The organism is Gammaproteobacteria bacterium, from assembly GCA_041395725.1.
In the GTDB taxonomy this organism is placed as follows: Bacteria; Pseudomonadota; Gammaproteobacteria; order Pseudomonadales; family Pseudohongiellaceae; genus NORP240.
In genome coordinates, this window is sequence record JAWKZW010000001.1 from 484,201 (window position 1) to 507,058 (window position 22,858).

21 protein-coding genes are annotated in these 22,858 nt (G+C 54.7%); 2 read left to right on the plus strand and 19 right to left on the minus strand.

The genetic code is table 11. From position 1 onward, the window contains the following. The 7 genes from R3F50_02055 to R3F50_02085 all read right to left on the minus strand — a co-directional run bounded on the left by R3F50_02055 (position 1) and on the right by R3F50_02085 (position 6,991). Positions 1 to 1,518: a class I SAM-dependent DNA methyltransferase gene (locus R3F50_02055; GenBank protein ID MEZ5489086.1), complete on the minus strand. Its 1,518-nt coding sequence runs from the start codon at positions 1,516 to 1,518 to the stop codon at positions 1 to 3. Next, a complete protein-coding gene (locus R3F50_02060) occupies positions 1,515 to 1,724 on the minus strand; it encodes a helix-turn-helix domain-containing protein (protein ID MEZ5489087.1) in 210 nt (69 codons plus the stop codon). The genes R3F50_02055 and R3F50_02060 overlap by 4 nt, the downstream gene beginning before the upstream one ends. A 523-nt stretch (positions 1,725 to 2,247) precedes the next feature. Then, positions 2,248 to 3,813, minus strand: a complete 1,566-nt coding sequence (locus tag R3F50_02065; GenBank protein MEZ5489088.1) for a conjugal transfer protein TraG N-terminal domain-containing protein — start codon at positions 3,811 to 3,813, stop codon at positions 2,248 to 2,250. After that, entirely contained in the window at positions 3,813 to 4,187 is a 375-nt protein-coding gene (locus R3F50_02070) for a hypothetical protein (protein MEZ5489089.1), read from the minus strand. Before R3F50_02070 ends, R3F50_02065 begins: the two co-directional genes overlap by 1 nt. Then, positions 4,177 to 5,517: an integrating conjugative element protein gene (locus R3F50_02075; GenBank protein MEZ5489090.1), complete on the minus strand. Its 1,341-nt coding sequence runs from the start codon at positions 5,515 to 5,517 to the stop codon at positions 4,177 to 4,179. The genes R3F50_02070 and R3F50_02075 overlap by 11 nt, the downstream gene beginning before the upstream one ends. After that, positions 5,514 to 6,536 (minus strand): TIGR03756 family integrating conjugative element protein, encoded by a 1,023-nt coding sequence (locus R3F50_02080; GenBank protein MEZ5489091.1) that lies wholly within the window; start codon positions 6,534 to 6,536, stop codon positions 5,514 to 5,516. Before R3F50_02080 ends, R3F50_02075 begins: the two co-directional genes overlap by 4 nt. Then, complete coding sequence (locus tag R3F50_02085; protein ID MEZ5489092.1) at positions 6,533 to 6,991, minus strand: TIGR03757 family integrating conjugative element protein; 459 nt, start codon at positions 6,989 to 6,991, stop codon at positions 6,533 to 6,535. Before R3F50_02085 ends, R3F50_02080 begins: the two co-directional genes overlap by 4 nt. A gap of 232 nt (positions 6,992 to 7,223) precedes the next feature. Between R3F50_02085 and R3F50_02090 the strand changes: the two genes are divergently transcribed. Further along, positions 7,224 to 8,111, plus strand: coding sequence for a DUF488 family protein (locus R3F50_02090; GenBank protein MEZ5489093.1), 888 nt, complete (start codon positions 7,224 to 7,226; stop codon positions 8,109 to 8,111). Positions 8,112 to 8,131: 20 nt separating this feature from the next. Continuing rightward, positions 8,132 to 8,944 (plus strand): hypothetical protein, encoded by an 813-nt coding sequence (locus tag R3F50_02095; GenBank protein ID MEZ5489094.1) that lies wholly within the window; start codon positions 8,132 to 8,134, stop codon positions 8,942 to 8,944. On the opposite strand, the gene R3F50_02100 is transcribed toward R3F50_02095, so the two are convergent. The 12 genes from R3F50_02100 to R3F50_02155 form a co-directional block, all read right to left on the minus strand. Beyond that, a complete protein-coding gene (locus R3F50_02100) occupies positions 8,941 to 11,667 on the minus strand; it encodes a conjugative transfer ATPase (protein MEZ5489095.1) in 2,727 nt (908 codons plus the stop codon). The genes R3F50_02095 and R3F50_02100 overlap by 4 nt on opposite strands. An 8-nt stretch (positions 11,668 to 11,675) precedes the next feature. Next, positions 11,676 to 12,134 (minus strand): TIGR03751 family conjugal transfer lipoprotein, encoded by a 459-nt coding sequence (locus R3F50_02105; GenBank protein ID MEZ5489096.1) that lies wholly within the window; start codon positions 12,132 to 12,134, stop codon positions 11,676 to 11,678. Further along, on the minus strand, positions 12,079 to 13,515 hold the full coding sequence (locus tag R3F50_02110) for a TIGR03752 family integrating conjugative element protein (GenBank protein MEZ5489097.1): 1,437 nt from the start codon (positions 13,513 to 13,515) through the stop codon (positions 12,079 to 12,081). The genes R3F50_02105 and R3F50_02110 overlap by 56 nt, the downstream gene beginning before the upstream one ends. A gap of 21 nt (positions 13,516 to 13,536) precedes the next feature. Next, a complete protein-coding gene (locus R3F50_02115; GenBank protein ID MEZ5489098.1) occupies positions 13,537 to 14,340 on the minus strand; it encodes a TIGR03749 family integrating conjugative element protein in 804 nt (267 codons plus the stop codon). After that, entirely contained in the window at positions 14,337 to 15,014 is a 678-nt protein-coding gene (locus R3F50_02120; GenBank protein MEZ5489099.1) for a TIGR03746 family integrating conjugative element protein, read from the minus strand. Before R3F50_02120 ends, R3F50_02115 begins: the two co-directional genes overlap by 4 nt. After that, a complete protein-coding gene (locus R3F50_02125; GenBank protein ID MEZ5489100.1) occupies positions 14,986 to 15,366 on the minus strand; it encodes a TIGR03750 family conjugal transfer protein in 381 nt (126 codons plus the stop codon). Before R3F50_02125 ends, R3F50_02120 begins: the two co-directional genes overlap by 29 nt. A gap of 38 nt (positions 15,367 to 15,404) precedes the next feature. Then, positions 15,405 to 15,782, minus strand: a complete 378-nt coding sequence (locus R3F50_02130; GenBank protein ID MEZ5489101.1) for a TIGR03745 family integrating conjugative element membrane protein — start codon at positions 15,780 to 15,782, stop codon at positions 15,405 to 15,407. A 100-nt stretch (positions 15,783 to 15,882) separates the two neighbouring features. Beyond that, the gene (locus tag R3F50_02135; protein MEZ5489102.1) at positions 15,883 to 16,113 is read right to left on the minus strand and encodes a TIGR03758 family integrating conjugative element protein; all 231 of its coding nucleotides are present in this window, start codon (positions 16,111 to 16,113) and stop codon (positions 15,883 to 15,885) included. An 8-nt stretch (positions 16,114 to 16,121) separates the two neighbouring features. Beyond that, the gene (locus R3F50_02140; protein ID MEZ5489103.1) at positions 16,122 to 16,424 is read right to left on the minus strand and encodes an RAQPRD family integrative conjugative element protein; all 303 of its coding nucleotides are present in this window, start codon (positions 16,422 to 16,424) and stop codon (positions 16,122 to 16,124) included. Positions 16,425 to 17,059: 635 nt separating this feature from the next. Continuing rightward, positions 17,060 to 17,404: a DsrE family protein gene (locus R3F50_02145; GenBank protein ID MEZ5489104.1), complete on the minus strand. Its 345-nt coding sequence runs from the start codon at positions 17,402 to 17,404 to the stop codon at positions 17,060 to 17,062. Positions 17,405 to 17,743: 339 nt separating this feature from the next. Then, positions 17,744 to 20,251 (minus strand): TonB-dependent receptor, encoded by a 2,508-nt coding sequence (locus R3F50_02150; GenBank protein MEZ5489105.1) that lies wholly within the window; start codon positions 20,249 to 20,251, stop codon positions 17,744 to 17,746. A gap of 482 nt (positions 20,252 to 20,733) precedes the next feature. Then, a complete protein-coding gene (locus tag R3F50_02155; GenBank protein ID MEZ5489106.1) occupies positions 20,734 to 22,791 on the minus strand; it encodes a PQQ-dependent dehydrogenase, methanol/ethanol family in 2,058 nt (685 codons plus the stop codon). Between the last annotated feature and the right edge of the window lie 67 nt (positions 22,792 to 22,858).

Genomic DNA, 22,858 nt, shown 5'->3' on the forward strand with positions numbered 1-22,858 from the left:
TCACAGCAGGCCCTCCCGTATCAGCAGCCCTTTCAGGCGATCCTCAGCCGCATACGCTGCTTTCAGCGATTCCTTGAGGTTGGCGACGGCCTGATCGATGGTCATGGATTCTTCCTCGATCACCGGTTCCACGTAACGGGGGATATTCAGGTTGAAGTCGTTTTCCCGGATTTCATCGAGAGTGACTATCCGGCTAATCCCTTCGACATCCTGATAGCCTTCGTACCAGTGGTGGATGTTGTCCACGTGCTCCGGCAATAGTTCGTTCTGTGCCCGACCGGTCTTGAACTCCTTCGAGGCGTCGATGAACAACACCTTTTGGCGGTGAGCCTTGGGCTTGCTGTCCCGGAATACCAGCAAGCAAGGTGCGAGACCGGTACCGTAGAAAATGTTTTGGCCAAGACCGATCACCGCTTCGAGAATGTCCATCTCCAGCAACTTGCGGCGGATTTTGCCTTCCTTGGACATGCGGAACAGCACGCCATGGGGTACTACTACCGCCATACGGCCTGATTTACGGGCCATGGATTTGATCATGTGCTGAACCCAGGCGAAGTCGCCGGACTTGGCCGGCGGCAACCCGGCAAAGTTGCGCCCGTAAGGATCATTGACCCAGACATCATCCCCCCACTTTTCCAGGGAGAAGGGAGGATTGGCGATGACACAGTCAAAGGTTGCGAGGCTGTCGCCTGAGTAAAAGGCGGGCAAGCGCAGCGTGTCACCGCGTTCGATATGGAAATCTTCCGCGCCGTGTAGAAAGAGGTTCATCCGGGCGATGGAGGATGTGGTCAGGTTCTTTTCCTGGCCATAGAGCTTGCCCAGCATGAGGTTCTCGTCACCGCCATGCTCTTTGACATGGTGCAACGCCTCGAGGAGCATGCCGCCGGTACCGCAGGCCGGATCATAGATGGTTTCCCCGGCCTTGGGCGCAAGGATGCGGACCATCAGCGCGACCACGGAGCGCGGGGTATAGAACTCGCCGGCCTTCTTATTGGTGAGGTCGGCAAATTTCTTGATCAGGTATTCGTAGGCCTGGCCGAGGATATCCGCCTTGCAGTGCTCATTACCCAGATTGAGCGACGAGAAGTGTTCGATCAGGTCCTTGAGCAGTGCGTCCGAAAGGCGGTCCTTGTTGGTCCACTGGGCATCGCCGAAGATACCGTGCAGGGTGTCAGGATTGGCCTGTTCGATGCAGCGCATGGCCTTCTGGAGTGCATGACCGATATTGGCGCTTTTGGCCCGAACATCTTGCCAATGGCAGCCCTCCGAAACCTGGAATCGGTGGTTCTCGGGGAACTGTGCGAATTCCACGTCACCGTCGGACTCTTCCAGTGCAACGGCATACTCTTCGTCATAAACATCGGAGAGCCGTTTGAAGAAAAGCAGCGGGAAGATGTAGGTCTTGAAGTCGGCCGCGTCGACAGGACCGCGCAGGATATTGGCTGCCTCCCAGAGATGTCCGGAGAGGATCCCGATATCCAGATCGACTGAATTGTTTTTTCCGTTCCTTGGGCTCATTCCGATTTATCCGACCCCGCAATATCTGCCGCACCGCCAGCCTTAACCCACTCGTCGACTTCGTATTTCTTGAACTTCCAAAGACGGCCCATGCGGTGAGCGGGCATACCCCCTTTGTCGATCCACTTGTACACGGTGTCATTACTGACCCCGAGGTGTTTGCATATCTCACTGATCGACAACCAACGATCTTCCATTTCGGCCATTTCACTATTCCTCATGGGCGATTGGGGTTACTTGCTGTGCTTGCAACAGAGTGAACTCGAGTCACGTCCATAATGAATATGACCCAGGTTAAGAGCATAAAGTAGTATACGAGCAGAATTCCGGATATCAAACGATCTTTGCCGATTTAAGCCGATTTGCATCTATAATAGCGGAGGAGTAGCCTGAGATGGTTAACCTTTAACCAATTCTGAGGGGGAATTGGTGGGTAGCGTGTGACTACCAACCAGGCTGTTCATAAAATCAGCAGTTTTTCGTAGTATGCGAGTATGACTGACTCAACATCAAAAGATAGAAACTGTGCCAGCGCTCTCAAAGCCTGTCGGCATTTAATGACCAGCGTCTTGCTATTGATAGTGGGTGCCGGTCGCGAGTTTTTCGCTCTTTTGAACACTACGGACGACGACAATTCCGGAGATGTTTCTAGCGGATCACTCAACTATCGGACCGGGGAACGCGATGATGGTACAGATCCATTTGGCTGGTACGACCACAAGTAAAGTTTTACTTTTTCATTCCTTTGCTCATAACCGCTTTCCCAACCGAGCCGCCTTTTTGACCGGCGTCGTTAGCCGGTTTAATAAATGGATGTGTGGCGTTATCCAGTGATCGGCCGACCTGCACCCCCGCCCACGCCATCATCCCACTCCATAGCAACGGCAATCCGAGATAGAGACTGGTGGTTATCATATTCAGCAGCATGCGCTTGGCGTCGTGTTCACCGGGGTTGGCGAAGATCTGCAGGAAAACGTTGACGTCCGGGTACATCGAAAGGATCAGGTTCTGATCCACCCACATGGCCAGGTACCAGAGTACCGTCCAGAATTTTATAGTGAAGATCGCCATGCCGGCGACCACCATCATGGCAATGGAGTAGCGGGATAGGACGACTACCAGCGGCAACAGTGCATAGATACCCAGCAGCATGATGGCCTGGACCATGGGCAATGACTGCAACACGGCGGTCATGGTGACGGAAAACAGCGCTGACGCGGTGATCACGCCACCGCTGGCGAGGCCCCCTTTGATGATACTTCCCGCGGTATTGAACAAACCCGAACCGGAGGCATTGTTGGCGACCAGCTCGTTGCTCGACCAGGAAGGCGGCGCATTGGTAAGCACGGTTTTGGCGACGGCGTCGTTTTGCTGCTCACCGGCCAGTGCAGGAGCGATGGCGACCACCAGGCCGGAGAAGCCTGCTGACGTGGCATCGGCTTCATTGATCAGCTTCTCTCTTAGGCCGATCGCTGCATCTTCCCACCACTGTTTGCAGTACGGCTTGCCCCAGACCGGCGGTGCCGCCGGGTCGTACTCCGTATCCCTGGCTGCATTGTAGACCCAGCCGGTGATTTGGTTGGCCGGGCGCAAGGTGTCGTAATAGCCCGCGGTATCCCGGTAGACGTGTGACCCCATCCAGTCCGGGTCATCGGTGCCATAGGTGGCAAGGATGCCATTGATCGCCGGAGAATCCGGCCGCTCTGCCTGATACCTGGAGCGGGCTGGTATGTAACACTGGCTGAAAAAATCACTGACCTCCTGCCGAAGGCGCGGGTCGGCGATAGTGGCCAGATGGGCCTGCTGTTCGAAAGTGCGCATATCCGCCACCGTTGGCAGGCCTTCGACGATAGCGTGGTTCAAACCCGAACTTAGCGCGATGACACCATACCACCACGCCGGGACGTTGACGGTCGCGTCAGAGCCGGTGAACCCGGTTGTGCCATAGGTGCTCTGGGGAGCAGCGACCGTCGCCGTAGCGGGTGTTGGGTTGAGCAAGGTCGGTGGTGGAGAGTAAGACAGGGTTGCCGCGTTGAGGGGTGTGAGCGCAGCGGGTTGCCCTGCGAGCACGACCACTAACAGCGCGATGAACAGCTCGATTTCCATACGCCGTAGTGACAGGCCGCTGGCATGGCCTACTTCCCCGCCCTGGGCCGGTTCTCGCCAGTTGTCGATCAAGATGCCCAGAAACGGGAGATAGACGATCCCAGTACTGACCAGCACATCCCACAGTATGCCGTAGAAGGCCCAACCAAAGAGCGAAGTAAAAAGCTCCAGGTAGCTGTCGACACTCATCAGAAGATCGACCCTGGGATCATGCTGAAAAATTTCACCACCATTCCCTGACCCAGCACCAGTTCAAGGATGACCAGCCAGGTGACGGCGCGCCATCGAAACCACTGTAACTGTCCTGTCTGGGCGAAATTGATCTTTCCGGTTTTGGCGAAGTATTCGACGCTGGCATTCCAACCGAATGCTACCAGGGCGATGACTGTCCAACGGCCTAGCGTGAGTGTCAGGCGCCAGGTGTCGATACTCTGTTGGATGGACTGCACCGAGTCGGTCTGTAACCGGTGCATCAGCCAATAGCCTACCAGTGCCGTCAGCAGCGCGGCCGCCAAAGTAGCGATCAAGAGGCCCTTACGTTGTGCCCGACTGTTATTGAACACGGCCGTCCCGCAACGGGTTCGGATCGAGGGTCGGTACTTCCGGCACGGTGAGAGAGCTCTGCCTTCTAGCCGCAGCACGTTCGAGCAACGTGGTAACGGTGTCCGAGACCACTTCTTTGCGCACACGGGTTTCGAACAGCAGGTTTTCGATTTCCTTGTCCAGCTCCGCGATGGAGTTGTCCGCATGCTCGCGAGCGACTTCTGTGGCATAGACTTCAGGCACCTGCCTGCCCGACAGTAACAATCGCCGTGCGAACAGTGCTTTTTCGACCGTGCGCGCAGTGCTGATCTCCGAGACCAGGCGGCCCATGATCAGGCTCTGCTCTGAGACCGGCATCTCACGGATCGATTCGATCACCTGGCGGGTGATAGCCACACCAGGCGCAGTGATCTGTTCGAGGTTGTCCAGGGTCGGTGGTGTCGCGCCGCTGACCAGGTTTTGGATTTCGGTAGTGACAGTGGCGGACTCCTGGTAGAGCTTGGGTAGTAACCCCGTACCGGGAATGCTGTCTTTACGGCAGGTGTCGCAGGTGGTGACGATGTTCTCGCCCACCACATCGACCGTCCAGTCACGGGCATCGGCTGGTGATGGCCAGATTTCCGACAGGCGCGTTGCCGATGTCACCGGCACTGGCGTCGTATCGGTGAGCGCTCTGTTCATGTTGATGTTGTAACCTGCCTCGACGATATCGCCGGTGAACTCCAGCACCGGTTGCCCACTGCCCCCGGCCTGCCCGCCGATCCAGGGTACTCCGTTATCGCCATTGGAGGATTCCACCGACTCTTTGGCGGTAACAGCATCATTGCCGCCAATCCCCATCTGTACCTTCCAGTCGTTGCCTTTGGACAAGGTGATCAGATCGGCATAGGGGTTTTTGCCCTGGGCGATCTCGGTCTCCATCACCTCACAGGACTTGGTAGCCAGCTGCATGGTTTCTTCGGCCTTGATCAGCGCGTTCTGAAAGAGATCGTACAAGCCGGGGTTGGCACGCTGCAGGATCAAGGCCGGCAACGCCGCAATAGCGCTGGTCGCTGCGGCCGTCATCGCATTCATCATGTTGTCGACACCGGCCCCGATGTCATTCAGGGTGTGGGTCACCGCTGCCACCGGATCGAATTTGCCACAACTGTAACCGAGTCCCAATTGGGCGGAACCGCCCAAGGTGACAGAGACTACTGAGGGATTGGCGGGTAAGGAGACGGGCTCTGCTCCGCCGATTTCGTAGTACCACAAACTGTCTTCAGTGGGGCCCTGCGCCGCGTGAGTAACCTGACTCACGCTCATGGCGCCAAACAACAATAGGGTACGAATAGAAGGTTTCTCGCTCATGGTGGGTAATTGATCCAGTCGACGTTGAATAAGAAGATTCCGCGATTCTGGCAACAGCTGTAGGGGCGCCACAGATTCCAGACATAGTCACCCTGGGGATCGACTCGACCGCCACCCCAGCCGATTACACTGGCCAAGTCATTGGTACCAAAAACCTTGCAGTTCGATTCCGCTCTGGGTACAAGCATCTGCCACACGCCGGAGTCCGGATCGCCCTCAATCAGTGGTCCGGGCGGCCACACGCGCTGCCCTGAACTGGAGCCACCGGTTATCGGTACGTAGATATGGGGTTGCCCCTGACGTGTGACGATATCACCGGCGCGCTGGGCATTGATGGCCGCCGCCTTGGGTTCCTCCGCCTGCGTCGTCCAGCCGGTGCGCGGGTACACTCCGCCCCAGGTCTGCAGCGGCCAGCTGCCGATCTCCCGCAAACCGGGTATCAGGCTCGCCGGGTAGAACATCTCCGGGATCTCCATCCGCCAGGAGAGTGCGTCCAGTCCCGACTGGAAATACGGAAAGAAGGGTTTAGTTTGTGCGTTGCAGAGGGAACCGGTGCTGGCGACGATGCTCGACAGGGAGCTGACCGGATGACCGATGACATCCGTTTCCCGAAAAATCAGGTTGCGATGATCCTTGTTGCCCTCCCCGCCTTCTGTTCTGTTGCCGGCACTGTCAATCGGCACAGCCAGCAAGCTGCCAAGCAAGCCGTTGGCGGCGGTTCGTTGTGCCACGCCTAGGGTGCTTCGAATCTCGACCCAGGGATTGCCACCGAGTTCGTTGTAGGCACTCACCACCGCATCGGGCTGGTAATGCCCCACTTTGATCGAGGTACGCACGCTGCACCCGGACAGGGAGCATTGCAACCAGAAGCAAATCCCCACCGGCGTCCAACGCATACAACTGAGCGCCGCCTGGGTAGTCTGCACAATAATTTCCGGTGTGGTAATAGAGCCCGCGTGACCGATCAGCGGCATCCACAGCAACAGGCTCAGCCAACCACGAGTCAGGGCCGCTATCATCGTTCTGCGCTCTCTGCCAGCCACCGCTGATAAAGCCGGGTTGCGGCATTGATGTCGGTTAAACCGTAGACCACAGCTTGACCATCGAAGACGATGGCCGGGTAACGATCGATACCGTACTGCCTTGCCTGCACCAACCCTTTGGCGGCGTTTTCCAGTTCAGTACTGAGTTGCATGTCCATCCGCTGGTATCGCTTCAGAACCAGTTTTTTGGCGGACTCTGAATCCGCTGGCAGGTCATGTGAGAGTTCTTGCTGCAGCTGTGCTATACGGCCTATTTTATAGACAGTCGCATATTCTGACTTCATTAGTCCACGTTCTGCATTCGCTACAAATACTTCTATAATCGGGCTTTCGCCGTCACGTGCCTGTACTTTGAAGACAGCGCCAAACACAGCAACCACAGTCAGTGCGGCATACCAGATTTTCAGCGAATTCCAATGATAATTGGCCATTACAAATGGGACCTCAGATGCCAGGTTTATTCCGACATACTGACGCCAAGTCAGCGTTGACTGAAGTGGAAATCCCTTCAACCTGTAGCGCGCTTAATCCTTGTTCGCTTGTGAGTATCTCCTGAACATCTCCTGGGCTATTGGTGCCAGATTATTTAGTCCAACTGTGATAACTGATAGACTAGGTAGCATAGGAAATTCGGCCTTACCCAGCGATAAGGTAAAAACAAATATGTACTACAGGCAGAAGGTGCTACTTGCGTTACTCGAGTCATTTGGCGGAAAACTGACCAGCACTGATTTTCAGAAATATTTGTTCCTGTACTCTCGGCTTTGTGAGAAAGACCGTAGCTACGAGTTTGTGCCATACAAATACGGGTGCTTTTCTTTTCAATCCTATGCTGATAAATCCAAATTGGTTGCTACTGGTTATCTGGAAGATGTCAAAGACTGGAAGCTATCTGATTCTTTCAACAGTAACGCGACAAAACTCAAAAGCGATGACTCCAGAAAAATCCAGCTGTTTCACGACAAATATGGGCCTCTCAAGGGCAAGAGGCTTTTGCAACATGTTTACCGAAGCTATCCGTATTATGCGATCAACAGTCTGGTTGCCCATGAAATATTGACGGCGGATGAATACGCTACTGTGCAGAAGCTCAAGGCTCCTAAGAAAGGAAAGTTGTTTGCCACTATTGGGTACGAGGGGATTACCGTAGAAGAATACATCAATCGATTGATTGAAAATGATGTTCGACTTCTTGTCGATGTGAGAAAAAATCCCTTAAGTCGCAAATATGGTTTTTCAAAGACCAAACTTTCGGAGCTGTTGCATAACGTTGATATCGGGTATGAGCATTTGCCTAGACTCGGTATCGTTTCGGACAAGAGAAAAACCCTAAAATCCCATCAAGATTACGAGAATCTGTTCTTGAACTACGAGAAAACAGTCATTCCAGAAGAACAAGAGTCTATTACCCAACTTTATGATTTTTATCTGGACTTTGGACGCATTGCTATCACCTGCTTCGAGGAATGTCATACCATGTGTCATCGTCATAAAGTTGCAGACGCTGTTTCACGCATTGCGCCTAGTGAATTCAAAGTTGTTCACTTATAAGCTCAACTACATGGGTGTCGATGAAAAAAGAACGCATACTTATTACCGTCAAGACATACCCCACCATATCGAAAACATATAGTGAGCTGGTTTGTACTGCTGGCATTCGAGAAGACGGCTCCTGGATACGGATCTACCCGGTTCCATTCCGAAAGTTGTACGAAAAATACGAAAAATTCCAATGGGTAGAGATGGACGTTATCGAAAATAAAAGCGATAAACGCCATGAAAGCCATCGATTACTGAGCCCAGACTCGATAACGCTTCAAGAAAAAATGGGTACAGAAAATAGCTGGCAAGAACGCAAATCCTACGTAATAGAAAAGGGACGCATATTTCAAGATCTTGACGAGCTAATCCAACTCAATAAGACAGGCGCTTTGTCACTTGCCACATTCAAACCCGCGAAGATTCTTGATCTGATTGTCGAGGAAGTTGATCGAGAGTGGGACAAGAGAAAAATTGAAGCTCTCAGGCAGCAAGCAAAACAGGGTGATCTGTTTTCCGATACGCCCGAGTATTTTAGCGTTGTCAACAAGCTCCCTTACAAGTTTTCCTACCGCATTCTCGACTGTAACAATAAAGAAAGCACAATGATGATCGAGGATTGGGAAATCGGCATGTTGTTTTGGAATTGCCTGAAGAGACATCACGGGAACGAGAACAAAGCGATTCTCGACGTCAGAAAGAAATACATTGACGACTTTGCTAGCACCAAGGATATCCACCTTTTTCTCGGCACCACGTTGCAGTACGACGGATGGGCGCAAAACCCTTTCATCATTATCGGTGTGTTTGCCCCGCCGATAAAACTACAAACTGCATTTTTCTAGCCAACCCTGCTATGCGCAATTCGTCTGGCGACCTCGTAAACGGCTTCCAGCTCTGAGCAATTCTTTTCACGCATGATGGCGGCGCGTTCTGCCTTCTCGTACTTTTCGGTCATGGCCAGTGCCAGCGACAAAGCAGGAGGCACGTTCCGAAACAGGGCTTCAACCTTGTCGGCCAATACAACGCCTTCCACGTATTTTCCCGGCTCCTTGCGGGCCGAAAGCAGCAGGTTACGCTGTTCATCGTTCAGGTCTTTGAAACGGGCAATCTGATCAACCTCTTCCTTGGGCATCACCAGGCACAGCCACCACTCCATCATATTGAGCATCTTGCGGCTGGCGTCAGGGAAGTCCTCCAGATTCTGGGTGGCGATCCAGAACCAGGCGCCGAGCTTGCGCCACATCTTGGTGATCTTGACTACGTAACGCGCAAGCAGCGGGTTAGTGGTGATGATGTGACCCTCATCGGTGACTACCAAGGTGGGTCTTTCATCGTGCTGGTGGCGCTCCACCAGATCATTGATGTGGCTCATCATCGACAGGTAGGCGACGGTCAGCTGGTCCTCGTAACCCTCCCGGGCCAAGATGCCCATTTCGAGAATGGTGACATCGGCCTCCGGCCAGGACTGCCCCGGCCGGTTGAAGAAATGTCCGGCGAGGCCTGAGCAGAACAAGGCCATGCCATCGCCCATCTCCAGCGCACGATTGCGCCGGTGTTCGGGTAACTCCGTGTTGGTGGCGATAGCCTGAAACGCGTGAACCACGTCCTGGGTAACCACCTGGGAGTTGCCGGAATCTTTGACCGTTTTTGCTGCGAGGATTATGGCATTGCGAATCAGCAGCCGGTCGGCACGGGTTAAGCGTGCGTCCTCACGCTCATCACCGCCGGTGATCATGATGCGCGCGGCGATCTCCATTTCGCCGAGGATATCGCGCCTGCCGCCCTCGTCTTCGATCTCGTCGTCTTCGTCCAGTGACTCTTCCAGGGTGGGGTCATCGGTATCGAGCAGGTTCAGCGCATGGCGCCGGTCGAGCAAGCGCAGTGCATCGGCAAAAGGCGGCAGACTGACATCGACATTGGGGTTCAAGGTGATCTGGTTGACCGACAAGCCATGGTGCGCAAAATGCTGCCCCAACAGGGAAAACGACGCTCCTGCTTCGATAATGAAAATGCGAGGGCGGTGACACGCCATCATCTGTTGCAGTAGATACACCAGCAGTGCCGATTTTCCTGCGCCCGTGGGTCCCAGGATCAGCATGTGAGCGTTCTTCTTGCGATCCTCCCGATGTAGCGGGTCAAACACCAGCGGCTCCGCACCCCGGTTGTAGAACACCAGCCCCGGATGGCCGGTTCCCCGCGAACGACCATAAAACGGCAGCAGATTGGCGATATGACGGGAGAACATCAGCCGCGAGCGGCGCCGCGATTTGTCCAGGTCCGCGTCATAGGCCATGGGCAGGTTGCGGATATAGCTATCCAGCGCCAGCAAGTCGGCTTCCTGGGTGATCGGCTGTAATCCGTTCGGAAGCAGCAGCGCGTTGAGGCGATTCAAATTGTGACGCAGGGATTTTTGATTCTCGCCGCGCACATAGAACGCCATGCTGACCGGATAAAGCTTGTTTCCCTGCGCCATCTCCCGTTCCACTTGCTCTGCATCTTCCCGGGTGATCGACGCCTCCGCCGAGTCACCGACTGAGGCGCGTTTGATTTGCGCGATATGATTGCGGGTTGTGTCCTGGGGTTTGAGCGTGAGCGTTATCACCATGATGGTGTGCTCGGGCAAGCGATCGAACAGTGAGAATACCTGATCCCCGGCCTGGCGCTCCGCCGTGAAATGTCCAATGTCCGGCGCCCGCCGCAAGCTTTGAATGGTCACGACAGTATGCGGCAGATTATCGAACAGCCAGCTTGCCGACGCCTCGTCGGAACGCGGCATCGACAGCGTCAACTGTTCCGCAAAGTCGTAGCCAAACGGTAGTTTCTCGTCGCCCGGGTAGGGTGCCATCTGCAATAGCGATTCCGGGCTTCCGTCGGCGCAGGCTGGCTTGGGATTGAACCAGTTCAGCATCCATTGATAAAACGCCTTGCCATCAGCGCGCTGGACGTGGATCCCGGCGGAAGCCAGGGCGGCGATCCATTTGGTCGTCACATCATTGAGCGCCTCCTCCACCTCGATGGCCGCCGGGTTTTTGCCGTTGTGTGGCAAACGCCGGTAGAGTACCACCCGGATCCGACGCTGATGTCCCTGCCAACGGGAACCGGTGACGGTGGTATCGTCAAACAAGCCTCCCGGCCGGGAAATCGCTTGCAAATGGGTCGACATCACCGCCCGGTAGTGTTGTGAATAGTCGGATGCGCGCACTGTCGGTAACGGATAGCGGGCCAGCTGGGCATCGAACTGGTTAAGACGGGGTTCGTCCTGCACATAGACCTGTAATACCCAGGGCGCCTCGTCACGCTCAGGGATAGCCTCATTGAGTGCAGTCTGGATGGTATCGCGCAGCTGTGTCATGAACGCCGGTGTGCGTGCTTCACAGCCGACCGGGATGATTTCAAACAGGGCGCCCAGGCTGACGCCGTCTTCCAACAGAAAGGCTTTGCACTCGGGAATGTATTCCATCCAGGGCAACAGATCGGTAAACGACGGTGGACGGTTGTAGTGCTGCTTGATCGCAGCACTGGTGAGCGGCGCTGCGTCCAGAACATCCGATTGCTTGACTGGCATGGGTACCCCTACTGCTCTGATGGCGAATGACTGACTTCCACGGGCACCTCGCCAGTTACCTCCCCCGACACTTCTCCTGGTAGGGCGTACTCCACCTTTTCATAAAAAGGAAAGGTCGTCACATAACCTGGTACCGGTGTGCGCTCGCTGCCCGACAGGTGAGGAAAGATGTACATCACCAGGGTGGGATTGGGCAGGCGGGGGAACACTGTATCGATCTCATTGGCGGCTTCCCGCACGAAGCCGCGGTAGTGCTCAATACCCGATTGTGGTAACGGCGGACCACCTATTGCGCGCCGATGGTCGGGTTTTTGAACCTCCACCATGTGCTGGTCGTAAATGGCTTTCATGGTCGGGCCGTCCTGTGGCAACACCGTCTCTTTGGTGCTGGCGCAGCCCACTATTAATACGCTAGTCCAAACCAGAACCAGTGGTAATCGTCGCTTGCTGAAAAAGATTCGCTTCATGGTGAAGTTTCCTGCCATTGGAATGAAAATCGATGGGAAGTTCGTGATCGACATGGATTGCCAGCTCAACGCCCGCTGGGACAAAGACTGCATCGAAACTCTGTGCTTGGCGCTCCCGCAGCCACTGGGCGACTTCGTCACTGCCCCCGCTCAGGGTTCTGCCTAACACGTAGTTGCCCGTTTCTCCGGAAACCAAGTTCGTTGCCGTGCCGTTGTTGTTGATCAGGGTGGTGGTTTCCGCCTGTGCGGCAGCATCTCCCGCCGCTTCGAGTGCCATCACGCCAATGCGCTGCGTGAGGAAAGCCGGTGCGTTGGTCTTGCGTTCTCCCGTAATACAGGGAATACCGCGCGCATCGGAGATCCAGCCCAGCGGCCGATTAGTGCCTCCCCCTGCGCTGTTTCCACTGGAACCATCCAATGGGTTGTTATCCCTGGGAAGGGTCTGAATGGTGCCGTCCTCGAAAACAAAGGTCACCGAGTCCAGTTTTCCGGTCACGCAGGAGAGGGTCCAGTCGCCGATCGCGGTGCCACTCCAGATCATGCCTTCGATGCCCGGAATGCGCAGACCATTGGCAGCCAGGTTTTCCTTACCGGTAATCACCTTGAACGGCATGGGATCACGCACCTGCCCCTGGACAGGCACCCTGCCGACCAGGGCAGTCATGCCGGTGGAGCCGATCAGGGTGGCATTGCGCGGCACGGTGTAGACAGGAATGTCAGTGTTCAAGGCAGCGGAGCCTTTTTCGACCAACGATTGCACCGGCGGACCCGCACTGTCGAGAGCGCTACGGCCGGTGCGACTGAAGCGATTAAGTAGCGCCCCGTTGTCATCACCAGGCGCTGGCGAGAGTTCCAAAGGATCGACCCAGACCAGCGACTCCGAGTCCGCGGAGACCGGTCTGACACCATCCAATCCGAGTCCGACGGGAAGGTCGGAACCTACGGCTGAGGAAGGTTGCGCCGACTGGCGATAGCGGTTGGCCAGAGCGTCCACCCTGGCGGTCAAGGCAGCAATGGCGGAGGTCGTCTCCGCCGATTCTGTGCCGGTTCGATCGGCCGCTAAGGACTGCTGCAATCGGGTCAGCACGTTGTTTTCGATCTGCTGCCGGTTGTCCATCAACTCACGGTTTTCCTGTTGAAGCGCGGTGTTATCCCGACGCAGGGCATTGAGCTCCGAGGTCATGGCGCTGACATTGGCGGTCAGCGTCTTGATGGTGTCTGCCGGTGTGTCGGCATCCGGTAGCGGTGCCTGCGGCACTGCCTCCAAGAGTTGAGTCTGCTCTTCATCCGGTGAGCAGGACTTCACGGTAACCAGCGCCGCCATCAAGACGACGGAGCCGGCAAGCAGGGGTAATAGACGATTACTGGTGACCATCGACATAGGGTAGATCTCACTCCTCTCTCACAGCGCCACATCGAATGGCCGATCCGAGATCAGATAAACCGCAGTGGTGTCGGCTTCACTTCCAGCGGGTAACAGGCGATTATGCTGAAACGTCGCTGCCAACCAGGCTCCGCGTAGTTCACGGGGATCCAGCACCACCGGTCTTGGGGTGCGATTGGTCAGCTTGACGGCGGTGACATAGCGCAAACCTGCTTTCCAGGCGGCGACGGGAACCGCTTCTATCCTGGCGCCATACACCAGCTCGACCGGTTCGGCGCTGACGGGAATGGCGACCACACCGGGTTGATGAGGAATCAGTCGTGTTGGCGCGTAGAGTTGTTGCGCGGCAAAACGAGTTAAGGCGGCATACCCCCAAGACAGCGATTTGTTAGCTAGCGACTCAGCAGCATCTGTGTGGGGCTCCGAATCCAGCAATATCTGCACATCGGGTGGTTTGGGGCTGTCAGGCTCGGCTAACTCCGCCGAAACGTCGAGGACGTAAAGCGGGCCCTCGGTTTCCGAGCGCACGATGATGCGGGTGGTGTCAAATGGCTCTCTGGCCAACAGGTACAGGGTGCCATTGATGCTTTGGCTGCGCAGCAGCGTTGTCAGTGACTGAGGTAGACCGATCCGCACCGAGTCCGGGAAATGTACCAGGCGCTCCTCACCGACAACCAAAGGAATCGCGATGGGCGTTTTGTCCCAGATAATTCGTTCGGGAGCATTCGATGCCCCATCGACTTGCGCGACGGACAACAGCGGCAAACAAAAACCGAGTAAGGCGATCCATCTTACTGGTGGGAGAAAATTGAAGGGATTCATTGGGATGGTTCCTCAGTTGTAGTGACGCCAGTCACGCTGGGTTCAGCCAGCTCGGCATCGGTTAATCGACGGGGGCCCTCACTGGCGTACCCATCCAGTGCCAGCCCCCAGGGATTCGATTCCGGATCGATGGCCTGGCGCACTACCCGAATCGGGTAGCGAATCGTGGTTTGTTTCACGGTCATACCTTTTACTGACTCCAGCAGATCAAGATCCAGCCAGACGATCCAGACATCGGCTGACAACACATCGACGCGCCGCTCTTCGTATCCGTGCCCTGGCACCTCATGAACACCGCGTACCCGGTAGGTCAACTCGCCGCGGCGGGCTTTGAGTTCCATGTCGGCGATCAGGTCATTGCGATAGCGCGGTGTCAGGTAGGGCGAGATGCGGAAGATCGCGCTTCCGTAGTCCGTGGCGCCGTTGTCGGGCCAACGATTGAGTTGCTGGAAAATATAGAACGCAAAGGCATACACATTGGCCGGAGGCACCTCCTCGGCCGCCAGGACTGCACCTGAACGCAGATCCGGCGGCACGTAGACACGCAATTGCTTGGGCGCCTGGCTCCAGCCGATCCAGAGCGCGAGGATGATCAGCCCTTGCAGGCCGATAACAACCCACAAGGAACGCAAATGGGAGCGCACGTTATCGATTTCGAGACGGTAGCGGCGCATGCTGCGTCCTCCCGATGTCCCAGGCACCGGTGCGTAACACCCAGGGCGCTCGATAGAGACCTGTTGACTGCAGGCGGATTCGCAACCATTGCTGGTAGTACCCGTCAGGCCTCCCGCGCTTGATCCTCTGAAATACGGTTGCCATCATCACGACGGAGGCGACCACGCCGACACCGGCAATGCCGAACCCCATGGTGATGGCACCGAGCAACCAGGCCAGGAGCAAACTGAGGGGCAGCCAGATCACAATGGCCAATCCCACAATCATGCCAAGCTCTGAGGACGAGCACCCTCTGAAGATGACCGGCTCGGCATTGAGCCGGTCGGCCAGGATTTCATGGTCTTTCGACATTCACACCACCCGCCTCTTACTGCTATTGATGTCAGGTATCAGATAACACCGGCCGCTTCGGTCAGCAGATAGCTGGCGAAGATCAGCACAATGGCACCCACGATGCCCAATACACCCACTTCAGCCCACTCTGCTTTACCCTGGCGGGCTTCATTGAATTTCGCGAAACCCAGATAGGCGATCCAGAGAAAACCCAGCACCGCAATGGCCAGTCCGAGCACCAGGCCACCGTCTTTGATGTAGCCCTGAATCAGTCCGATCCAGTCACCCGACGCCGGAGCGGTACTCGGTGGGACTGGCGTCGGCAATGCCGCCCAGAGCGGCAGTGGGAAAAGCACCGTGCCCGTTGCCAATAGCGTCCTGCAAACGGTAACGGATGTTTTGCTAAACCCGTCTCCTGTAGTTGATGTACCCATAAGAATTGTCCTCTTCGATAACGTTGAAAATAATGGGGCTTATCCCCACATCCCACTGCGATGCATCGCCATTTGCCCCTACCAGGTTTTCTCGATTGACTCACCGCAAATAGAAACCCAAAACCATCAACACGATGCTTGCCCTTAAGGTGCTCCAGGTCAGGTCAAAGACCGTGGCCTGCCCTTCCTGCCAGGCCCGAAAAGTGCCGATGGCGACCCAGATCACCCACACAAACGCCAGCACCAGGACCATCGACGCGATTGCTGTCAGCATCGTGGCTGGGGTAATACCGGAACCGGCCTGGAAAGCTGATTGTTGTGCTCCTGTCATCATGCTGCCTAGCGACGGTAATCACCGCGCAGGGGCGGGAATGAACGTGGTTGCGCACGTGGCGCATTGATGTGTAACTGAACGCCGTCCCTGATTTGCTTCAGGTCCTGACGCAGCCAGTCATAACGAAAACGGACACGGGCATCCTGGTCGGCATTTGCCTCAGCCTGCTTGATTAGGAGTTCAAGCGCCTTCAGCTCATGTATGATTCTTACCAGTGCGTCACGCTCAGCGTCCGCATCGGCGAAGACCCCCTGCGTGATGAGCGAACCGATGATCAGAAAAGAAGGTAGCCAGAGTTGGCGTTGCATGGCACTTTTACTCCCGTGTTGTTACGGGGCATAGTGCGAGAATCAGAGGCGAGGGACGATGGGAAATCTATTCGGTGGGTGGGGTGGTTTCAGGGAAATTTCCGCTTGAGAAAGACTATTGAAAGTCGTAACGGTCCAGTATGTAGAGAGATTAAATTCCAATTATCCTTGGAGCCGGGGTCCGCTGCCAGCGCCACCTCGGAAAAATAACCTTTAAAAATCAATCATAATGTCCGGTCTGGTCTCAGGAGATAATTGGTCCTGGGTTGCTTGTCGAAGAATGATGTCTCTATAGCAGAAGCAGCAATTTCAGGAAGCGCTCCCCGGATATATTATTAGTAAGCCCTTAGGGTTTCCATGGTGGAGAATGACTCTTAGGTCTATACTTCCCGCTGTCACGCCTAATACCTGACCGGGAAGCAAGTCTAATTCGAGATGACTCCCATCTTCGCCAGCCAGGCTTATGGAAAGCGGTGCAGACTGTGTATTCTCGATGCTCGCGGTATCGCCGGCGGCAATTATTTCAAAATAGTCTGTGGTGGATTCCATGATATGTTTCCAGATCAATTCTGATGTCGATTATAGGTATTGCTTCGCATCGGCGTTGTTCTCTGACCAGTTATTCAACTGGTTCTTTAAAATACCAGAACTTGGTCAGATTCAATGGTCAACGTCGCTAGGTCGCTCATGCGACTACGAATAGCGCCAACTATAACATCATCATCTTTCAAACCCCGCGCATCCATACAAGTGCCGCAAAGTAGGACTGAACCCTTTTTCGCGATATTGCCCAACATCAGTTCCAGGTTGTAATAGCCTTCTGGTACTTTTTGTCCTGCACGAGCACAACCCACCGCATCTGCCATTAGAAACACAATCACCTCGACTTCTTCGGCTAACAAAGCCTTGGCCAACCGCAAGCCATTGTAGCTTCGTTCCGTTCCATAGGGTGGGTCATTCAATATCAGCAATGTCTTCATTTCTAAACGCTTCTTACATATTAGCTGGTGGCGTGTTCAGTTCATTCGCTCCCAGAAAAGCAGCTTCAGTTTTATTCCACTGTTGCTGTCCGTTCCCTGCTGTATGGTTGGATTAGTAATGGTAAAAGGCTGCGGGTTTCGAGTCCTTTGTATCCAGGTATGCTCGAGGAGTGTATTGGCTGGATGAAGACATTTGGTTTGATGCACAAATTGCGAGTGCGGGGTATGGCCAACGTCAGTTGGATCTTCCGCATTACCGACGTAGCCTACAACATTATCAGGTTGAAGTCGTATGCATGACGGAATGGAACTGCTGGTCAAATCAACACCATTCACTTTCTAAAAGCGGACACGCGCACCTACCCAGACCGCACGTGGGGAACCAGCGCCTAGGAAGACAGAGCTAGTACCACTTAGAGAGTCGATTACTTCACCAGGATCTTCACCCAGCAAACCGAAGTTTTCGTATTCGCTATCGAACAGGTTGCTAACCCTGGCGAATAGACTGATGTTGTCCGTTACCTGATAGATGGCCCTGAGGTTAACAATCGTGAAACCATCTACCTCGTCGAGCTCATTGGACTCGTCACCGCGCAGTCGTTGATCGGAATTGTAGATGGCCTCGGCGGCGACCAGAAGGTTGTTTTCGAATCGGAAGCTGGCACCGAGCTTGGCCTGGTGGTTGGGAATGCCCGGGATGCGATCGCCCTCCTCAACGCTGATTGTGCCTTCGACATCAGCAGAATCATGGTTGGGACTCAGTGCTTGAAAATCATCTTCGAAAGTAGCATCAATATAGCTGTACGTCGCAAACCAGTTGACTGACGAGCCAAGAGTTCCACTCAATGCAGATTCGAATCCTAACCGGCGGGTCTTGTCCACATTGGCAAATAATCCGGTGGCACGACCGGTAGTCTGAAAGATAATGTCATCTTCGTTGGTAGCGTGAAAGAACCCCAGCCGGTAGTTCACGTCTTCTGTCTGCAGTCGAAACCCGGCTTCTACGTTCTTAGTTACCACATCATCAAGAGGGGGATCGGCCAGAAATGCATTAGGCAACCGACATTCAAATTCCACATCGTCCGGGTCGTCACCTTCAGCTTCTGCTCGCGCTTGAGCCAGGCTGAAAATTTCTTCGTTGCACGACAATTCAATCGGTGTCGGCACTCGATTGGATTCGCTGTAAGACAAGTAGGCATTAAACCCTGCATCAATCTCCCAGGCCAGGCCTAGAGAAGGATTAAAGCGGGAAAAACTGTGATCACCATTCAGCTCAGGTCTTTCACCACTTTGGTCACGCAGGGTCACGTCACTATCATTAAAGCGGCCAGCCAATGTCAGGGTCAACGTGTCGGACAAATCAAGCGTATTGGTGAAATACAGACTCCAAGTCCTGGTCTCCGTGGCTATATCTGTCGCCGCTTCATCGAAAAACGTGGCGGTACCAAGCCCAGCAGTTGAACGGGTTTGCGGATCCAGATCCGCCAGTTCGGTTACGGACTTAAAGCGGGATTGCCCATTGAAGTAGCTGAATCCCACGACTAACTGGTTATTAAAACCAACAAGGTCTTCCAGAAATGTCAGCTGGCCTTCCAGTCCTTCACTGGTTTGCCGTCGGCTACTGATATTGTTAATCGCCTCGTCGCTGAGAATACCGCTGCCACTCAGTTCGTCAGTGACATCTTCCAGCTCGAAGTCCTCTGGATCCAGGCCTGCCAACAGAGCCTGTTGTTCGATTAACTCCTCCAGGTCTTCGAAGTTGGTGATATTGTCTCTTTCACCTTCACAGATTTCATCTAGCTCTATACCCAGTTCGTTTTCCAGGGCGTCTTCTGCGTCATCGGCTTCTTCCAACAGTGCCTGGGCACCGCCGAAAAATTCACAGAGCTCAAATTCAGACGCATCGCCATTGAAGGATTCAGAGTCATTCTCACGTCGGTATACAGTTCCGGAGAGCACCAGGGCATCGTTGAGACGGTGACTTCCGTTGAGGCTGAACAAGGTTACATTATTCTCGGTAATGTCCGGTGCCGTGAAAATTGCTTCACGTTCCAAGTCCAATAATCCGATTGGTGATGCGCCATTGCCAGTCAGGTCACTACGTCCTTCTTGAATCGCCAGGTCCAGGGCCGAGCGATCACCATCCCGCCAGCTGACACTGCCATAGAAATTCAGCGCATCGGAATCCGACAGATCACGCCAGCCGTCTTCCTCAAAGTAGCTGAGATTGACATAGTAGCCCCAGGTCCCATTATTCCCGCCTGATTCGATTGTCCCGACATTGCGATTCCAGTCACCAGTATACAGCTCTGCTTCGGTGCCGCTGTAATTGAAGCCATTTTTCATATTGATGTTTATGGCTCCACCGAGTGCATTAAGCCCAAATACCGGATTGGCACCACTCAACAGTGTCATGCTGGATATTGCTGACTCCGGCAACATGTCCCAGTTAACTGCATCTCCCAGCGGCTCGTTGATCCTGACCCCGTCCTGGAAAACAGCAACGCCCTGAGGCAGACCAAGCAAAGGCGAGGCCGTGAATCCGCGAAACTGTAGATCCGGTTGCAGGGGATTATTTTGTGCCGCATTGATATTGACGCTGGCCGCATTGCTGTTGAGATGATCCGTGATATCGAGGCTGAGGGAGTCAGCTAGGTCTGTCGCATTGACCGTCTGCACATTGAAGGGGATCTTGTCCAACTCGATTCCAGGACCTGCCAGTGGTGTGACCCCGACAACCACGATTTCTTCGACATCCTGTGCTGCACTGCCAAAAGGCAGCGCCACGCCCATCACCGCCAGTGAAATTGCCTTGCGCAATGATACAACCCGTCGTTTTTGTACCACTTCCGCTCTCCTTACACGCAAAGATAGGGATTATAGAGGAAAGTCAGGGGGAGGGGGGATATCCGAGAAGAAAGAACATCCCCACACAGGGTGTGTCTAATATCCGACCATCTGCACTAGGCCTCAGAGCGGTCGGTCTCAAGGCGAGCAAGTGGGTGCCATTCGTGAAGAGTGAGGATGTCTGCTATGGGTTTAAAGGTGGCCTAGCTCCAGCCCCCTGGCATGACCGCTGCCGGCTTCATAGCGGTCATTATGGTAAAGGTATTGTTTTGTCTGATTTCAACAAAAACAGACACCCAACTACAGCCAAACGCGTGAAGACTATAAAAATTGGGCACACCCCGAATCGCACAGTCTTGAGAACTAAACTTCGCCGGAAAGTCGGGGCAAGATGCCTTGTGTTTGCCTCCACCCCAAATTTCCCGGCTTTATCAAGGACCGAGCTCCCCAATGAGGAGGGGTAGGCATAGATTCGCTCGCAGTTACTGTGCAGTCAAACTCGCTTGGGTAATTACGTAAGCGCGAATCGCTTCAGCGTCGCCATTTTCCAGTATCTCACTAAATGACACCATGCCTTCACTCTCCAGTTCGCCTTCCAGGACGACACTGTTCCAGGTGTCTACTGTCGCCAGACGCCGGCTCAATCGCAGGTCGGGATAGGTATCCGGTCTGGTGGATACTGCAGTAGGCCCATGACACACTGCGCAGTTGGCGTTATAGGCAGTTTCTCCCTGAGAAATCAATTCGTGGGTGGCATTAATCTGCGGCAGCACGAAATCACCTTCGGATGAGGTTACTGCAGGTCCGCCGGGGAGTCGGGCCTCGCCGTCAATACGGTAAACCAGTATGCGCGAATTGTTGCTCGATGCGCTGGTAGTAGACACGCTGGCGCCTGGTCCGTTCTCTGGTAGTGCGGGTGAACCTACCAGCACCGCGATATGCTGCAGGCCGTCAACGGTAAACGTGGCTGGTGCGGCCATGACTCCCGCCTGAGTCAGTCCGGCCCAAAGTCGCTCACCGGTGGAGTCGTTATAGGCGACGAATTCTCCCGAGCGATTGCCCTGAAATACCAGGCCGCCCCCGGTAGCTAACACGCCGGCGTTGCCGGTTTGTACGTCATGGACGATGCGCCAGGCTTCTTCCTGTGTGACCGGATTCCAAGCTTTCAGCATGGAGGCATTCTGAGGCGGGTTTGGCTGACTTCTGACCAGCTGAAAGCCACGGCCGAAATCCACACCTGTGTTCCAACCATCAGAACTGGGTACGAACTCGCTATCTGCAACATAGCCCATAAAGTTCTCGGTCACTGGAATATAGACCAGCCCCGTGTTCTGACTATAAGCCATTGGGTACCAGTTGTGTCCACCCAGGGGGCCAGGTAGCACAATTGCAGGATTGCCGGAGCGCTCATACCTAGCTTCAGGATTTTCCACTGGACGGCCGGTTTCCGGATCGACATGGCTGGCCCAGTTGACCGGTGTGTAGGGTTCTGCAGAAATCAGTTCACCGGTAGCGGCATCCAGGACGTAGTAGAAGCCATTTTTTGGCGCTTGCATCACCACGCGTCGGCTTTCCCCAGCAATTTCCAGATCCGCTAACATTATGTGCTGGGTAGCCGTATAGTCCCAGGTTTCGCCGGGAACTGTCTGGTAGTGCCAGCGGTAGCTGCCGTCGTCGGGATCCAGCGCCACGATGGAAGTCAGGAAAAGGTTGTCTCCGCCGCCTGGGCTACGCAGAGCCTGGTTCCAGGGAGAACCATTGCCTACACCAATATACAGCAGGTCCAGTTCGGCGTCGTAAGCCATGGCGTCCCATACGGTGCCGCCACCGCCAAGGTTCCACCAATTACCGGTCCAGGTATTGGCCGCATTTGACAGAATGTCGTTTTCGAACCCTTCTGCAGGATTGCCGGGGACAGTAAAAAAGCGCCATGCCTGTTCGCCGGTTTCTGCATCATAAGCAGTAACGTAGCCTCGCACCCCGTATTCGGCACCTCCGTTACCAATCATCACCAACCCTTTAACAACTCGAGGTGCGCCGGTAATCGTATAAGGCAGCTCTTCGGGGACTGTCATAGTTTCCCATAAAACGTCACCGGTACGGGAATCCAGTGCTACCAGGCGCCCATCCAGAGTGCCGACAAATATCTTGCCATCCCACGCCGCCAGGCCCCGGTTGACCACATCACAGCAGGCGTCCCGGCCCTTGGCACGATTTATCTGTGGATCATAGGTCCAAAGTGGTTGACCTGTACGGACGTCATAGGCGTGAACCAGGCTCCAGGCCGTAGACACGTAGAGGGCGCCGTCTACGATCAATGGTGTGGCTTCTTGCCCTCGACTAGTAGTGACATCGGCGTACCAGGCCAGCCCAAGTTGATCCACATTGTCACGATTAATCTGATCTAAGGGGCTGTAGCGCTGCTCATCGTAAGTCCGGCCATAACTGAGCCAGGATTCATTTTCCGCACTGGCATTGATCAGCCGCTCGCTATCAATGTCGGCGCCATATTCTTGAGCAGCCAAGCTAAACGTAAACATAGAAGCTATCAAACTAGAAACAAGTGTTTTTAAGCTCATGTGGTTACTACTCCTCGTACTTTAGATA